At 44.8% G+C, this 14,731-nt stretch carries 14 protein-coding genes; 6 read left to right on the top strand and 8 right to left on the bottom strand.

Features of this window, described 5'->3' with window-relative positions; translation table 11 throughout:
• Both QUB06_RS10015 and QUB06_RS10010 read right to left on the bottom strand, forming a co-directional pair.
• Window positions 1-1,963: DUF4347 domain-containing protein (locus QUB06_RS10015; protein WP_333435161.1), on the bottom strand; the 1,963-nt coding region annotated here is incomplete at its 3' end.
• A gap of 949 nt (window positions 1,964-2,912) precedes the next feature.
• Window positions 2,913-5,006 (bottom strand): prolyl oligopeptidase family serine peptidase, encoded by a 2,094-nt coding sequence (locus QUB06_RS10010; RefSeq protein ID WP_333435160.1) that lies wholly within the window; start codon window positions 5,004-5,006, stop codon window positions 2,913-2,915.
• A gap of 257 nt (window positions 5,007-5,263) precedes the next feature.
• Here QUB06_RS10010 and QUB06_RS10005 point away from each other — a divergent pair, with 257 nt between their 5' ends.
• On the top strand, window positions 5,264-6,376 hold the full coding sequence (locus tag QUB06_RS10005; protein WP_333435159.1) for a flagellar assembly protein H: 1,113 nt from the start codon (window positions 5,264-5,266) through the stop codon (window positions 6,374-6,376).
• Between the two features lie 101 nt (window positions 6,377-6,477).
• On the opposite strand, the gene recR is transcribed toward QUB06_RS10005, so the two are convergent.
• From recR to QUB06_RS09975, 6 genes are all read right to left on the bottom strand, one after another.
• Window positions 6,478-7,071: a recombination mediator RecR gene (recR, locus tag QUB06_RS10000; protein ID WP_333036394.1), complete on the bottom strand. Its 594-nt coding sequence runs from the start codon at window positions 7,069-7,071 to the stop codon at window positions 6,478-6,480.
• Window positions 7,072-7,223: 152 nt separating this feature from the next.
• The gene (locus QUB06_RS09995; RefSeq protein ID WP_190737631.1) at window positions 7,224-7,592 is read right to left on the bottom strand and encodes a translation initiation factor; all 369 of its coding nucleotides are present in this window, start codon (window positions 7,590-7,592) and stop codon (window positions 7,224-7,226) included.
• Between the two features lie 144 nt (window positions 7,593-7,736).
• On the bottom strand, window positions 7,737-8,537 hold the full coding sequence (locus QUB06_RS09990) for a M48 family metallopeptidase (RefSeq protein WP_333435157.1): 801 nt from the start codon (window positions 8,535-8,537) through the stop codon (window positions 7,737-7,739).
• 77 nt (window positions 8,538-8,614) lie between these two features.
• Window positions 8,615-9,310: a TIGR00266 family protein gene (locus QUB06_RS09985; RefSeq protein ID WP_333435156.1), complete on the bottom strand. Its 696-nt coding sequence runs from the start codon at window positions 9,308-9,310 to the stop codon at window positions 8,615-8,617.
• A gap of 160 nt (window positions 9,311-9,470) precedes the next feature.
• Window positions 9,471-10,151 carry a TIGR00266 family protein gene (locus tag QUB06_RS09980; protein ID WP_333435155.1) on the bottom strand — a complete coding sequence of 227 codons (681 nt, stop codon included), beginning with the start codon at window positions 10,149-10,151 and terminating at the stop codon, window positions 9,471-9,473.
• Between the two features lie 36 nt (window positions 10,152-10,187).
• Complete coding sequence (locus QUB06_RS09975) at window positions 10,188-10,847, bottom strand: TIGR00266 family protein (protein ID WP_333435154.1); 660 nt, start codon at window positions 10,845-10,847, stop codon at window positions 10,188-10,190.
• Window positions 10,848-11,397: 550 nt separating this feature from the next.
• On the opposite strand from QUB06_RS09975, the gene QUB06_RS09970 reads away from it, so the two are divergent.
• From QUB06_RS09970 to QUB06_RS09950, 5 genes are all read left to right on the top strand, one after another.
• A complete protein-coding gene (locus QUB06_RS09970) occupies window positions 11,398-11,589 on the top strand; it encodes a hypothetical protein (protein WP_333435153.1) in 192 nt (63 codons plus the stop codon).
• Window positions 11,590-11,618: 29 nt separating this feature from the next.
• Window positions 11,619-12,857 (top strand): tryptophan synthase subunit beta, encoded by a 1,239-nt coding sequence (gene trpB, locus QUB06_RS09965; RefSeq protein ID WP_333435152.1) that lies wholly within the window; start codon window positions 11,619-11,621, stop codon window positions 12,855-12,857.
• A 295-nt stretch (window positions 12,858-13,152) separates the two neighbouring features.
• The gene (locus tag QUB06_RS09960) at window positions 13,153-13,659 is read left to right on the top strand and encodes a CAP domain-containing protein (RefSeq protein ID WP_333435151.1); all 507 of its coding nucleotides are present in this window, start codon (window positions 13,153-13,155) and stop codon (window positions 13,657-13,659) included.
• Complete coding sequence (locus tag QUB06_RS09955) at window positions 13,643-13,810, top strand: hypothetical protein (protein WP_333435150.1); 168 nt, start codon at window positions 13,643-13,645, stop codon at window positions 13,808-13,810. Before QUB06_RS09960 ends, QUB06_RS09955 begins: the two co-directional genes overlap by 17 nt.
• Window positions 13,810-14,442 carry a ribonuclease D gene (locus tag QUB06_RS09950; RefSeq protein ID WP_333435149.1) on the top strand — a complete coding sequence of 211 codons (633 nt, stop codon included), beginning with the start codon at window positions 13,810-13,812 and terminating at the stop codon, window positions 14,440-14,442. Before QUB06_RS09955 ends, QUB06_RS09950 begins: the two co-directional genes overlap by 1 nt.
• Window positions 14,443-14,731 lie beyond the last annotated feature (289 nt).

The raw sequence follows: 14,731 nt of genomic DNA, 5'->3' as shown, positions 1-14,731 counted from the left end.
TTGGGCCGTTGTTGACTGTGGAAATTGTGTAAGTAACTATTTCACCCGGTGCTGCTGCCGTAGTCCCGGTTTTGGTGGTAACTAGGTCGGCACTAGCAGCAACAATTGTAGTTGGGGCTTGAGAGATGGGTTGGGAACCGTTGTTGTTACCTGGTATGGGGTCATAAGTGCTGGAGTTGCTAAAGGCGGTGTTGGTTATGGTTGTGCCGATCGCTGTCGCTGCGGGGACAATTGCGGTTATGGTGCGGGTAGTGCTAGCGCCGCTAGCGAGAGTCGGAATCGTCGGCCACGTGACAATCTGCGTTTGAGGGTCGTATACGCCATCGCCAGCGGTATCGACAGCGCTGACGAAGGTTAAGTTTGCCGGCAGTTGATCTTGAATCTTAACGTCTGCGGCGCTACTGTCTCCGGTATTAGTGGAAATAATTGTATAGGTAATGGTGCTGCCGCGGGTGGCGAACGAGGGGCCTGTTTTAGCAACGGAAATGTCGGCTGAAAGTGTGGGAGGGTTGATAGTTTCGACAGCGAGATTAGCAATCTCATGAATGTTTGTAAACAAGCCTGTCGAACTAGCAAAACCAAATTTCAAAGTAGCCGGTAGTGCTCCGTTTGCAGTGACCAAATCCGGTATGGTGATAAAAGTTTCGTTCGTCTCAAATACGCCGTTGCCGTTATCGTCTAGAGCAACTGAAAGACTGTTTGAACCCGGCAGTAATGTAATTTGGACTGTTTTTTTTACATTATCAGCGATGCGAGTGGTTGCCGAAAGATTATCTATGCCGCCGGGAACGGTAGCGGTACTTAAAAAGCTATATGTTGTGGCTGCGCTGCCTCTAATTGTTATTGAATCAGCTCGCTGCCCGGGGCCACCTATGCCCGCTTCCGACGAATTGGAAAAACTGCCATACTCGTCTAATCCGATACCTAAATAACCTCCTACAATACCAGGCGTGAAGGGATCCCTATTTATCGTTGCATAGCCGAGACCGCCGCCGTAGCCTCCCGCTGCTGTTGGCGTAGTTGTTCCGTCAATTAGGAAAAAACTAACGCCATCCGCACCAGTATTGCCGCCATAGGCAAATAAATTAAAGGTAACTTTTAGCCCCTCAGCGGAAGAGATGGGGCTGTTGTAGATGACAAAAGCTGCTTGGTTCCCATTTGCTGATGTTAATCTCAAAGCGCCGCTGCCTACTGGATCGATGGGCCCTCCCACTACACCGGGAATAATGCCGGGGCCGGTGCCTGCGGTTAAGCCAGGAGGGTTTGATGAACCGTCGCTAGTTCCATAAATCCAAGGCCCTAGTGCTGTTGAACCTTCAAAGGTTTCGGCAACTAAGGTAACCAGGACTGATGTGTAGGCTTCTAGGACTTCTTTTTCAAAGGCTAGTTCGGTATTTATTTGTCCTGTGGCAATTTCTAATTTCCAGTCGCCACCTAATGCTGCACTCCCTGTTAGGTTGTTGGAAGCGGCAATATTTGCTCCTGTTATTTCACTGAGTTTTTGTATGAATTTAAGGCCGGATTCGCCGGCGGCTATGTTACAGCCGTAAAGTAAAATGCTGCCGGATTCGTTAAGGGCTTTTCCCCACTGCTGCAATTGGTTGCTGTAGGTTTCTAGATTATCAATATTAAGTTCCGCCCGGCCGATTTCTACTGCTGCTTCTCGGCCGTGAGAAACTATGTGCAGGCTGGTGATGCTGCTGCGCTGACCCAGAATTTCGGTGATTTGCTCGATCGCCCCCCTACTAGGATTGAGTACAAATACTTCCGTTCCTGCTTTAACACCACCGATCAATTGCTGGTAGTTTTCTACTCGGGAGTCAACAATCACTAGAGATTTTTGCGCGTCCGCTTCTGCTGTAGAGCTTGCTTGTTCAAAAAAAAAGTTGTTCTTAGTGGCAATCTTCGTAGATTTAGGTATTTTTACGGCAGACAAATTCGGCAGATTGGAGATCATTGTCATTATTTCCTGATTTAGCTATTAGTTATAACCTAATCAGCTTGACAAAATTCAATAAACACCCACCTATAAATCTTAATAAATTATTTATAGAAAAATAATTTATTACTTATGTATTTTTTTGGTTGAAATTTTAGGAAAGAATGGGATGGGGACTGCAGCGGGCGATCGCGCGTGGCTAGGCCGACAAATCACCGCAACTCCTACGCAAGCGTTTTCGGGCTTTGACGGCGCTAGTTAAGTCTTTTTGTTTGAGAAGTGGCTATGCCAGAATTTGGAGATTGCGATCGCCAATTAATTATTGACGCCTTGCTGAAAAAAAGGCAATGGTTCCGGTACGGCGTGGATTCTCAGTACGGTTGTAGGGAGAATTTTTTGTTGAATCTTCACCGTAAGTCAACTTACAGTCAACTTAGAAAATTGGTTTCCCAGAATAGGAAAATTTTTAATTTTCAATTCTATTTACTACTGTTACTCATGGACATCGCCGTCAAGTTTACTTATCGTAAGATAATAGCAAAAAAATCTTAGAAAGACCTCTAAAGTATACAAAAATTCACATAGCATCAGGCAAGTTAACACCCCCTGGGAGTTGACAAGTTGCACTAATCTATGATTTAAATTTTCGGGTATCTGCCGCCAAAGGTAGTAGACCTCTTGCAAAAGTCCTTTTCATAAATTTATTGGACGGGATCTGGGGCCCATCCCACAAGAAAAAATAACTCTTGTGGGATGGGCATCTTGCCCGTCCTAGTTATTTTTGCAAGAGCTCTAGTGAAGCGATCGCAGGATTTGAGAATTGAACGCGAGATAGGCGCAAAAAAGTCTTTCAAACACTAGGGTGAGAGGCTTTGTGCTGCGTGCGTACCCTACGGGAGAGGCGGAAAAATTGAGGGTGGCGCGATCGCACTTTCTCGGACTCGGCAACCCCCAATTCCGCGCTTTTTAAACGTTAGTTAATATCGAGTTCCCGCACTAAAAAAGCCCATTCATCTGCCAATTCTTCAATGACTTTCGCAGTGGGTTTGCCAGCACCGTGTCCCGCTTTAGTTTCAATGCGAATTAACACGGGTTTTTCTCCCGCGTGGGTTTCTTGCAAAGCAGAAGCAAACTTGAAACTGTGGGCAGGAACCACGCGATCGTCGTGATCGGCAGTTGTAATCATTGTCGCCGGATAAGCCGTTCCCGGTTTGAGATTGTGCAACGGAGAATAGCCGTGAATTGTGGAAAATTCTTCGGGATTTTCCGGCGAACCGTATTCAGAAGTCCAAGCCCAACCAATGGTAAATTTGTGGAAGCGCAACATATCCAAAACGCCGACTGCCGGCAGCGCTGCACCGAACAATTCCGGCCGCTGAGTCATGCAAGCCCCTACTAATAAACCACCATTGCTACCGCCTGCGATCGCCAATTTTGCAGGTTTGGTATACTTGTTTTCGATCAACCATTCAGCGCCAGCTATAAAGTCATCAAACACGTTTTGCTTGTTCAACTTTTTGCCTGCTTCGTGCCAGGATTCGCCGTACTCGCCGCCTCCCCGCAAACAGGCGATCGCATAAACTCCACCCATCTCTAACCACACTATCCTGCTAACAGAAAAACTCGGAGTTAGCGAGATGCCAAAACCACCGTAACCGTAAAGGTAGGTGGGGTTATTGCCATCCAACTGCAAGCCTTTCTTGTGCGTGATAAACATGGGTACTTGCGTACCGTCTTTGCTTGGGTAAAATACTTGTTTTGTCTCGTAATCGTCGGGATTAAAATCGACCTTTGGCTGCCGATAAATCGTACTTTCATCTGTCACCATATTGTAGTGATAGATGATGTTAGGTGCAGTGAAACTGGTGTAAGCATAAAAAGTTTCGGTGTCGTGCCGCTTGCCGCTGAATCCTCCCGCTGAACCGATTCCGGGCAAGGCAACTTCTCGCACGAAAGAGCCATCTAAGTTGAAAATTCTAATCTGGGTGTAGGCGTCTTTCAAGTAGGAAGCCACAAATTGATTGTTCAGGAGGCCTATGCCTTCGAGGGTTTCTGCTGCTTCGGGGATAATTTCTGTGAATTTTTCTTGACTTTCGTCACCAGCGAGACATGAGGGAGGTGGGTTGTTGGTGTCGATCGCAATTACGCGGCCCAACGGTGCATTTAAGTTTGTTTGAAACCAGAAAACAGAGCCTTCATTGTCGATGAAACTGTACTCAGCCTCGAATTCGCTAATCAGTTCTACAACGCTTGATTCCGGTGCAGTTAAATCCTTGTAAAAAATCAAGTTTTTGGTTTCAGTTCCCTGCCAAACTGAGATAATCAAGTATTTGCCATCTTCGGTAACACCACCGCTAAATCCCCACTCTTTTTGGTCGGGTCGCTCGTAGATTAATACGTCTTCAGATTGCGGCGTGCCGATTTGGTGGTAAAACAGTTTTTGGTAATAGTTAACTTCTTCGTGCTTGCTTTTTTCGTTCGGTTCGTCGTAGCGACTATAAAAAAAGCCTTTACCGTCGTGAGTCCAAGATGCGCCTGAGAATTTCACCCACTTTAAATGGTCTGATAAATCTTCGCCGGTTGCCACCTCACGGACTTTCCATTCCTGCCAGTCGGAACCGGAAATTGACAAACCGTAAGCCATGTATTTGCCGTCTTCGCTGATAGCTATCCCACCCAAAGCAACAGTTCCGTCTTCTGAGAGAGTGTTGGGGTCAATTAATACTTTGGGTTCGCCGTCGAGGGATGTCAAAGTGTAGAGTACGGATTGATTTTGCAGGCCGTCATTCTTGTAGTAGAAATAGCGAGATCCTTCTTTGAAAGGTATGCCGTATTTCTCGTAATCCCAAAGTTGAGTCAGGCGCTGTTTGATTTTTTCCCGCGCCGGAATTTCGTTGAGGTAGCCAAAAGTGACTGCGTTTTGGGCTTCCACCCAAGCTTGGGTTTCCTCAGAGTCGGGATTTTCCAGCCACCTGTAGGGGTCGGATACTTTGACGCCGTGGTAGTCGTCTGTTTGGTCGATTTTGCGGGTTGTGGGGTAGGTGAAAGGTCGATCGAATTGGGTCATGATTTTTTACTACTCTCGGTAACTTTTTCCAGTTTACCCTTTCGCGGCAGTGACAGGGGAGAGTAGCTCAATTTGGGATTTGAGATTTTATCCTAAATCTGGGTTAAATAAGTAACTCCACCTCGAAAAACCGAATACTTTGATACCTGAATCCTTTAAAATATTGGGTGTATAACATAGAATATCTCGCAAATAAATACTATTTTAAAATGAGATATAATTAATTTAGTTTTTTTCGGATAAAGTGCTTCCCAAGAATGACTAAATTTCCCCATGACCAGTTTGCCAAAGAATACCTAAGAGAGTTATTGTCACCTCTAGGAGAAGTAGAAACCAGTAAAGATGTTTCTGCTCAAGTTCGAGAAATTGATATCTGGTTTAAACCCACTTCTGTATCGCCTGAATACGTAGAGAATTTAGGTTTATTAGGTCAAATGACTGCGACTGTGGCTGCGATCGAACCATTTCGCAATGCCGTCAATACAGAGGAGATCTTCAGTTGTGTTGTCAAACTTTTAAATACTAGGGCAGAATTACTGCGCCGTGCTAATCGAGAAGAGCAATGTTTAGAATCCCAGCAATTACCCAGGTTGTGGATTCTGACTCCCACAGCTTCGGAGGCTTTGTTAAGCAGCTTTAATTTTATGCTTCCCCAAGAGTCAGAAGGTTGGGGGAGGGGGGTTTATTTTCTATCGGAAGTTTGGCGAGTAGGATTGATAGCTATTCACCAGCTACCGAATGTTCCAGAAACGATGTGGTTGCGGATTTTAGGTAAGGGTAAGGTACAACAAGGGGCGATCGCGGAATTAACAAGATTGCCTGTTGATAGTCCCCTACGAGCTAGTACGCTAGAATTATTGTACAACCTGCAAGCGAATCTGCAAGTAAATTTAGCAGCTAGTGCCCCAGGAAATCAGGAAGATAAGGAGTTAGTTATGGCGCTCGTACCTCTGTTACAACAAAAAATAGATGAGGCCACACAACAAGGAAGAGAAGAAGGAAGAGAAGAAGGAAGAGAAGAAGCACAGCGGTTGATTTTGCAGAACTTTCTGCAAGTCAGATTTGGGGAGTTAGACGCTAAGACAATTGCCTTTTTTTCCTCTGTCTCGGCTTTACCTGTTGGTGAATTCACTATGTTGTTAGTGCAATTATCCACATTGCCAATCGCCCAAGCAGATAGACAGCAAGTACAAACTTTAATCGCCGAAAATGTCTTGAGAAAGCGCTTTGGTCAATTAGAAGTAAACATTGTCAATCTCATCCCAAATTTGCTCGCATTGTCTACCGAAAATTTATCGCTATTGCTGTCACAACTGCCGGATTTGTCAATAGAAGAACTAATTGCTAGAATAGAAAACTCTTCCGTTTGAGTAAAAAAAGAGCGATTAAGCTCGATCGAGTTCTTGTGGAAAGTAGGGGTTGGGCGTCCCGCCCGCCAGAAAACACAATTTAGATGCGGGACAAATTATAACTAATCCAACTCCCTCCTTCCTTCCAAAGCACGAGCCAATGTAACTTCATCGGCATATTCCAAATCTCCCCCCATCGGCAAACCAAAAGCTATGCGCGTCACTAGGGTAAAAGGTTTTAATAAGTGACCGATATAAAGAGTAGTAGTTTCGCCTTCCACGCTGGGACTAATAGCAATAATTACTTCCTTAACCTTTTGCTGGCTGACGCGCCGCACTAACGGTTGAATGTTCAATTGTTCGGGGCCAATTCCATCCATCGGTGAGATAACGCCGCCAACAACGTGATATTTACCCATATATTCCCGCGTTTTTTCTAAAGCGATTACGTCGCGGGATTCTGACACTACACAAATGGTATGAGTGTCGCGGTTGGTATTGCGGCAAATTTCGCAAACAGGGTCAGCAGATAAGTGAAAGCATACTTGGCAAAAACCTACTTGCTGTTTGGCATCAATCAAAGATTTAGCTAGGGCTTGCACTTCTTCTTCCGGCCTCTTCAAAATATGTAAAGCGAGCCGCTGGGCTGTTTTTGGGCCGACTCCCGGCAAGCGCTGCAATTGTTCGATTAAACGAGCTAAAGGTCGAGTGTACATTAAAAATTGGCGGTAATTGGTAATATCATTTCTGGTTGATTCGCGACAAGATAATTTGTGCGATGTAGGGGCGGGTTTTACAAACCATCTATGTTTAAAACTAAGTATATCATAAACCTGTCCCGCCCATACACTGAGGAATATTGACTACTTTACCCTCCACTAATTTTAGCTTTGTAGCCTAACTTTGTGATAATTTCTAGTAGCTTTTGCTTGTGTTCGCCTTGAATTTCGATTTCATTATCTTTGACTGTGCCGCCAGTACCGCATTGAGCTTTTAGCTGCTTGGCTAAAGTTGCTAATGTTTCGGGTTTTTCCTGAAAGCCGCTGATGACTGTAACTGTTTTGCCGCCGCGTCCTTTTCGGGATGCTTCGATTTTGAGGTTTTGTTGATTGGGGGGAACTTCGGCAACTCCCCGTTGGAGGGCGGCCGAGTTGTCAACGTTGCCAAACTCGGAGTAAACTATTCGTTTGCCCTCGGTTGTTTTGCTGTCAGAATCTTTGCGTTTGGATGCTGCCATAGGTTAAGATGCTTGAACTTTTTTTACTGGTATTTCTAGTTTTAGCGGAGTGGGTGTAAGGTGGCGATCGCTCGTTTAGACTCTGATATTATACCTATTGTATTAGCCCATCAAGGGTTCAGGGAATTATTAAGTGTCTTATTATTATCGATCGCTTTTGAGTGTTGCGGGTAAAGGCGATCGCTCTTGAATCGGATAGCGACGTTGGGCGATCGTTTGTGTTAACGTTAAACTGCGATCGCCTGGTGCCGGATGAGTCGATAACAAAGCAATATCTAAACGAGATTGTCGCGCTAATCGCTGGAAAAAGTCGGCTGCGCCTGCTGCGTGCCCGTAATGGGAAACCAGGAGTTGTAAGCCAAATTCATCGGCTTGGGCTTCCTGATTGCGAGAAAATTGGGCTTTGCTTAAATTGGAAGCGATCGCAGCGCCAACATTCAGCAACCCACCTCCATCGCCTGCGAACACCCCTACCACAAATTGTAGCGCCAATCCCCGCCCAATTCCCCGCAAATGATCGCGATGGGCGAAATGACCCAACTCATGACCTAAGATCATCATCAACTCGTTTTCCGATTCCAATTGCTGTATTAAACCCCGATAAACAATAATTGTATCTCCAGGTAAGGCTAGCGCGTTTACAGTATCATCGGGAATGTAAAGTAGGCGATAATTGCGATCGATATTTTTTTGTTTAGGTAATTTAGTTTCCAGGCGATTCAGGAGTTGATTCAGGGTATCTTGTGCTGGAGAAGAGCTCGCAAGACGTTCGTAAGCTGGGATAACTAACCCCCCCAAACGCTGTTCGAGTTCGGGGGGAATTAATAAAATTAGCCCATCTACCAGTTGGATGCTTCCCCAAAGCAATAAACAGACTAATGCTAAAAAAATCCCGAATAGGGTTAGCAGTTGTCTGTTACTTGTGGGTGGATTGCGATCGCTCATAAGGTTTTTCAATTGTATGATGGTATAATGCGTTGTGATAATTTAACGCATCCTACAACTTATATAAAAGCACCGAACTAATTGTTCTTTGTCGGTCGGAAGGGATTTAAAAAATTAATCAGAGGAAACAGGTTGCGAGACTGTATCCACAGTTTACCCTCTCCACTGAAACGACAAACTAAGCCTTCTCCACCTAAAATTCCCGTCCTCAAGTTTGTCCAGGATAGCCCCCCCATAACTTCAACATTATACTTCAGCGTATCCTCAAAGGCGACAATATAACTGGTATCGACGATATAACTTCCATTGACTGGAATTTCCAGGATGGCGCCATAGGAATTAAACCAGATATCGCCTTCTCCAGTTGCTTTCAGAAAAAACAGAGATTCGCCACTAAAGAAACCTTTTAAACCCTGAAATTTACTATCAAGGTCTACAGTAGAACTCGATGCCACAAACGCAGAAGATTGCAGCATCAAGCTATTTCCCTTGAGGTGATAATGTTGAATATCGCCCGGAAGTCCAGGGGAAATGTAAAGTGTTCCAGAACGTTCGGGTGCAGTAAATTCGCTGATAAACAAAGACTCACCTGTTAACATTCGCGTGAGGCCTTTCATTAAACCTCCTTTGACTTTTGATTTCAGGGTGATGTGACTATCCATCGCTGCCATGCCAGAAGATTCTACCAACACCGTTTTGTTGGCAGGAATTTTGAGTTTTAGTTGGGCATATGATGGAGAATGCTCGATTGTATATGAGATATTGCTAGGCATATAAGTTGACAGTTGATAGGTGGCAGTTGGTAGTTGATGGTTGAGAGTTGGGAGTTGACAGTTGATGGTTGAGAGTTGAAAGTTGACAATAAACAGAGAATAGGTAATAAGAACTTTATCGGTCTCCTTTTTGTTCCATTCTCTTCGTCTTCCTCTCTTGCTACCTCGGAGGTAAACGAGTGCCGACGGCTTGACCGAATGCTAGGGCATTGTGGGTTTGACAGAACAGGCGACCGTTGCCTTTAAAGCGACAAACTAAACCTTCTCCGCCGAGAAATGCACTCAACCAACTACTTCCGGGAGGTTTGGTAATTTCAAACTTTAAAGTTTTCTCAAAGGCGACAATATGACCTGTATCAACAATGTATTCTCCTTTGACAGGAACTTCGTAAATTGCGCCGAAGGAACTCAATAGTACGTCTCCACGACCGCCCATATCCAGCCAGAAGATACTTTCTCCAGAAAACAGCGATTTGAAGCCTTGAAAACCCAAGTCAATATTGACATCTGATGTGCTAGCTAAATAAGAACCTGCTTGTACTACTAAACCACTTGCGCCCATTTTATAGTGCAGCATATCGCCCAACATTTTGGGCGCTAAAAATAGTGTATTTTCCGGTGTGGGCGAGCGAAATACACTTAAAAATAGCGACTCTCCCCCAATCATTCGTTTGAGTCCGCCGAGAATACCGCCACCTTTGCCTTGGCGCAATGTCGTACTTGCTTGTAGATAGCCACTCATTGCCACCATTGCACCTGCCTCGGCAACGATTTCTTCACCTGTATTTAGGGTAACACGGGCGATCGTGCTGTCGGGTTGTTGTAAAAGTTCGATGTTCATATTCGGTAGTAGGTAATGGGTATATTCGCTCGCAACTCAAACTTTACTCGACAAAAATTGAACTAAACCATCGATACTTCTGGATTGCAAGTAAATTGTTCCCTTGCCCGTGACTTTATTCACAAACCCTTCCCCGGATGTAATCGAACCTAATAATCCGCCTGCCATTTTTACCGACATTTTCATTCCCGACTCATAAGCTACTAAATGCCCTGTATCGACAATAAAGTCACCATTAATTTTCTTGCGAGTCAAACCACCATAGGCGCCAAAAAATACCGTTCCCTGTCCGCTGGCTTGCAATTTAAATAAGCCTTCTCCCGAAAACCAACTTGCCAATCCAGCCCAGCGCACGCCTAATTTGATATCGGGGGTACTGGCAATATAAGCACCGGGTTGAAAGCACAGGTTATTTTCGTAGACTTGAGCTTCGGCAATATCTCCGATTGTCGATTGAGAAAGAACGACTTGGAGAGACTGCCGTGTTGGATTTGTAAATCGATTGACGAACAGTGATTCACCACCAAAAAACTTTTTCAATACACCTGACAAAAAACCTCCATTAAATTCTGTTTTCATGGTGAGTGCTGCATCCATTGCTATCATCGCTCCTGATTCAGCAATAATGCTTTCTCCCGGTTCGAGGGTAAGAAAAATTGTGGCAAAGGAAGGTTTATAACGAATGTCGATATCCACGATTTTGGTTTCCTGTTTTGTAACAATAACTGAAACAAGTGAAATCTGCTAATGGTTGCTCAATTTAACCTATAATTTGCTGGAAGGAGCGCCCCGATGGAACACTGCGAACAATAATTTTTATATTACCCGTCGCCATCTATGGAGATGGATTTGGGGTTTAGGTTATTGAGTTTTATCAGTAGACCGGGATGAAAGAGTACAATTGTAGGTCTATGCTTTTATTTTACTAGGATTGAATGAGCAAGCTGTTGCGTTCTTCAATAAATGTAACATATCGCACAAGTATGACGAGATGAGTTTACTGCAATCATTATGCTAAAATTATAACTTTGCTATAAATATTTAAATTAAAAAGGTGGAAAATCTGGTTTTAGAGTCGATAATTGGCCGTTCGACCGGCGCTAGTGAGAATGCTATAAGCATGGTTAACGATGACCGAAATCTCCTGGCAATTAACAATATTATGGTGGCATGGCCCTAAGTCAGTAGACTTGAATTTTAAAAATAATTATGCATCAGATCGGCGCCAAGTCCGAAAATTTGTTTGATGGAAAAGACTTTTTCAATAAGTCTAGTCTGTGAAGTGAACCTTTCCGGGCGAGGTTTAGGCATCCTGCGGTACGGTTGGGGAGGATGTCAAAATCAAATTTGTTCGATCGCCTCAAGTCCCCAAGCAATTTGGTACGATCGACTAAGCGCGCGATCGACACGCCCGCCTCTAGCTTACCCGCCAATCTAAAAAATCTAAAATCTAAAATCTAAAATCAAATGACAGTCACCCCCCTGCATCTCACCACCGAAACCAGCGCCCAACGCCCAGACTCCCTCGGCAGATTCGGCAAATTCGGCGGCAAATACGTCCCCGAAACCCTGATGCCCGCTTTATTTGAACTAGAAGCCGCTTTCCACAAATACCGCAGCGAACCGGAATTTCAACAGCAACTCCAACAATTGCTCAAAGATTATGTCGGCCGCCCCAGCCCTTTGTATTTTGCCGAACGCCTCACCGAACACTACGCTAAAGCAGACGGAACTGGCCCGCAAATTTACCTCAAACGCGAAGATTTAAACCACACCGGTGCTCACAAAATCAACAACGCTTTAGCTCAAGCATTGTTAGCAAAACGCATGGGCAAAAAGCGCGTAATTGCTGAAACTGGTGCCGGTCAACACGGCGTTGCTACTGCCACAGTTTGCGCTCGTTTTGGTATAGAATGCGTTGTCTACATGGGCGTTCACGACATGGAAAGACAGGCTTTAAATGTGTTTAGAATGCGCTTGATGGGAGCCGAAGTGCGGCCGGTGGCTGCAGGTACGGGAACGCTGAAAGATGCGACTTCGGAAGCGATTCGCGACTGGGTGACAAATGTCGAAACAACTCATTACATTCTCGGTTCCGTAGCGGGCCCGCATCCTTACCCGATGATGGTACGCGATTTCCATGCGGTAATCGGTGAAGAAACGCGGGCTCAGTGTCAGGAAAAGTGGGGCGGTTTGCCGGATATTTTATTAGCTTGCGTCGGCGGCGGTTCTAATGCAATGGGTCTTTTCCACGAGTTTGTTGGGGAAGAAACTGTCAGATTGATTGGTATTGAAGCGGCGGGGGAAGGTGTGGAGACGGATAAGCACGCTGCTACTTTGACTAAAGGAAGTGTTGGAGTTCTGCACGGGGCAATGAGTTATTTGCTGCAAGATAATGAAGGTCAAGTGATTGAGCCACATTCTATTAGTGCGGGTTTGGATTATCCGGGTGTGGGGCCGGAACACAGTTATTTGAAGGATGCGGGCAGGGCTGAATATTATAGCGTAACTGATGCAGAAGCGCTGGAAGCATTTCAGCGACTTTCGCAGTTGGAGGGGATTATTCCGGCTTTGGAAACTTCTCACGCGATCGCCTATTTGGAGACTCTGTGCCCTCAGCTAACAGGCAAGCCGCGCATTGTGCTTAACTGTTCGGGACGCGGCGACAAAGACGTGAACACTGTGGCAAAAGTTCTGAATATCTAGTTTGGCGGAATGTGGCGCGATCGCTCTGTAGGAATTGGTAACAATTAATTGGTGTTAACTTAAGACTAAAATCCTTTGTATCTCTCGTTTGTATCGAAGTCTAGATCCCCCCTAGCCCCCTTAATAAGGGGGGGACTGGAAGCGTTCAAAGTCAACCCCTACTCCCCTTATTAAGGGGGAGTAGGGGGTATGCGAGGGGGATCTAGAGGCTCATCCTCAGACGGTATACTCATACTACTTTTGGCATTAAGTTGACACTAATGGTAACAATTAACTTTATTTCTCGTTTGATTTCATGTCCAAAGGTTTGATTTCGATTTGCTTGGGATTGTTGACAATCCTGCCAAAGTGTGACACTTCCATTCCTACGCGATCGCTGCCACAAACTCCCATGAATACTAATGTTGCTTCGAGTGCTATTACTGACTTAGAAAAAGCGGTTAACCAACAGATAAATCAATACCGAGCATCTAAAAAGTTGCCGCCGCTGAGTGTCGATTCGCGAATCACTCAGATAGCAAGAATTCACAGCGAAAATATGGCTAACGGTAAAGTACGTTTCAGCCACGATGGATTTGAAGGGCGGGCGAAAGCAATTACGATTCCTTATCAAAGTGTAGCTGAAAATCTTGCTTACAATATGGGCTACAGCGATCCGGTACGCAACGCTGTTGAGGGTTGGATTAAAAGTGAGGGCCACCGCAAGAATATGGAGGGTCAGTTTAATGTGACCGGTATTGGGGTTGCGAAAAATGCCAAAGGCGAGTATTATTTTACTCAGCTTTTTGTTCGCAGTCGGTAAGCGGGAGGAAGGCACGACACGGATTCGGACACGGATACACGGATTAATTATCGAGTGTGACGTAGATGCTGAAGTTAGAAGGAAGAGGGAAGAGGGAAGAAGGCAGTCAACAGTCAACAGTCAACAGTCAACAGTCAACAGTTACCAATAATGGAATTTGCAGATTTTCAAGTGTGCGATCGCGATCTTCCCGATTCTCTCTTATCTTATTATTTGACAGCAGAGGCGATCGCCGTTGATACGGAAACAATGGGTTTGCTACCCTGGCGCGATCGCTTGTGTTTGGTGCAGTTGTGCAATCCAGAAGGTAAAGTTGCAGTGGTGCGGATTGCCAAAGATCAGACAGCAGCACCGAATTTAAAGAAGCTAATGGAAGCTGAAAGTATTGAGAAAGTATTTCATTTTGCGCGCTTCGATCTGGCAACAATGCGTTACAATTTAAGTATTGACGTTGCACCAGTTTTCTGCACCAAGCTAGCTAGTAAACTTGCTAGAACTTATACCCACAAACACGGATTGAAAGAATTAATTTTAGAACTTGAAAAGGTAGAATTAAATAAAACATCTCAAAGTTCCGATTGGGGAAATGCGACTAATCTTTCTGACGATCAACTAAATTATGCTGCTAATGATGTCCGCTATTTGCTGAGCGCTAAACAAAAGTTGACTGCTATGTTGCAGCGAGAAGAACGCTGGGAAATTGCACAGCAATGTTTTCAGTGTTTGCCCGTTTTTGTGAGTTTGGATTTATTGCAGTACAAGGATGTTTTTGAGCATGGCTAATACCATTTTAGATTTTAGATTTTAGATTTTAGATGGGGAATGACAGATGAGTACCAGGGTTTAGAGCACGGGCATACAGTTGCATTCTTTTTTGGAACTTGTATAATATTGTATCCTATTATGTCCGATCGATTGACCATAATATCCCGGCCGGGCGGGTTTTTGAGATTGTCAATTATTGGCAGATATTATTGGTTAACCCGCCCCTACCTGATTTCGGGCGAAGCGAAGCGAAGGGAATCGACCGGACTAGATATCACCTGGCAGAACTGCCATCAAATTGTTTTGT

Origin of the sequence: Microcoleus sp. D2_18a_D3 (genome assembly GCF_036702455.1) — a bacterium.
Taxonomy (GTDB): Bacteria; Cyanobacteriota; Cyanobacteriia; order Cyanobacteriales; family Microcoleaceae; genus Microcoleus.
The sequence above is the reverse complement of the archived record's forward strand: the minus strand, read 5'-3'. Positions and strand labels throughout refer to the sequence as shown.

Excerpts from the sequence above, each read along its gene's own strand:
- QUB06_RS10010 (WP_333435160.1), bottom strand. The coding sequence starts at position 5,006 with ATGACCCAATTCGATCGACCTTTCACCTACCCCACAACCCGCAAAATC.
- QUB06_RS09995 (WP_190737631.1), bottom strand. The coding sequence starts at position 7,592 with ATGGCAGCATCCAAACGCAAAGATTCTGACAGCAAAACAACCGAGGGC.
- QUB06_RS09970 (WP_333435153.1), top strand. The coding sequence starts at position 11,398 with ATGGAAAAGACTTTTTCAATAAGTCTAGTCTGTGAAGTGAACCTTTCC.
- QUB06_RS09960 (WP_333435151.1), top strand. The coding sequence starts at position 13,153 with ATGTCCAAAGGTTTGATTTCGATTTGCTTGGGATTGTTGACAATCCTG.
- QUB06_RS09950 (WP_333435149.1), top strand. The coding sequence starts at position 13,810 with ATGGAATTTGCAGATTTTCAAGTGTGCGATCGCGATCTTCCCGATTCT.
- recR (WP_333036394.1), bottom strand. The coding sequence starts at position 7,071 with ATGTACACTCGACCTTTAGCTCGTTTAATCGAACAATTGCAGCGCTTG.
- QUB06_RS09980 (WP_333435155.1), bottom strand. The coding sequence starts at position 10,151 with ATGAACATCGAACTTTTACAACAACCCGACAGCACGATCGCCCGTGTT.
- trpB (WP_333435152.1), top strand. The coding sequence starts at position 11,619 with ATGACAGTCACCCCCCTGCATCTCACCACCGAAACCAGCGCCCAACGC.
- QUB06_RS09990 (WP_333435157.1), bottom strand. The coding sequence starts at position 8,537 with ATGAGCGATCGCAATCCACCCACAAGTAACAGACAACTGCTAACCCTA.
- QUB06_RS09985 (WP_333435156.1), bottom strand. The coding sequence starts at position 9,310 with ATGCCTAGCAATATCTCATATACAATCGAGCATTCTCCATCATATGCC.
- QUB06_RS10005 (WP_333435159.1), top strand. The coding sequence starts at position 5,264 with ATGACTAAATTTCCCCATGACCAGTTTGCCAAAGAATACCTAAGAGAG.